Source organism: Wolbachia endosymbiont of Tuta absoluta, assembly GCF_059414725.1.
In genome coordinates this window covers 1-623 of the sequence record NZ_JBNRJY010000273.1, presented here as the reverse complement: position 1 = coordinate 623, position 623 = coordinate 1, and the positions used below count along the sequence as shown (strand labels likewise).

Here is a 623-nt window from a genome sequence, read left to right as displayed (position 1 = left end):
AATTTATTTAGAATTGCTAACGAGAAAACTACATTTGCTGACGCATTTCAACTCGCCGATAATGTTCTGCATATTGGCATAAGAGGAGTAACTGATTTTTTTTGTTCTCCAGAGGGCGCGGCCGAGGCCCACCTCCCGGCTGGGGCGGCGGCCCCCCCATGCGCTTCCGCGGCCGCGGCTATGGTCCAGGAGGCCCCCCCATGAGAGGCAGAGGCTTCTTCCGCGGCAGGGGAGGCCCGCGCTTCGGGCCTAACAATGGACCCAACTTTGACAACAACTGGGGCCCCATGGGTCCCCCGCCGCCGGGCATGATGGGAGGCCCGCCGCCGTTTGGGCCCCCACCTGGTATGATGCCTCCTGGTGGACCCATGGGTCCTCCGCCTAACATGATGGGACAGCCGCCTTTCGGTGGACCGCCGGGCATGCCTCCAAACATGGTAAGCACTAATTTATAGTACCATATTAAGGTCATTTTATCCAAAATAATCACCTATAATCTACCTGCGTCTGACCAAACACATACAACCCTAATATCTTCAAAGTAAGAGTGAACAGGCTTCTTCTGGGTGAGCTCGCTCCATCTTAGACTCTGTCTCTGTCCTATGACCTAGACTAGAGTCAAG

1 pseudogene is annotated in these 623 nt (G+C 54.9%); it reads left to right on the top strand.

The annotated features are described in order from the left end of the window. A pseudogene (locus tag ACJ5GX_RS02980) lies at positions 1-111 on the top strand (cell division protein FtsZ); the annotation flags it as partial. Between the last annotated feature and the right edge of the window lie 512 nt (positions 112-623).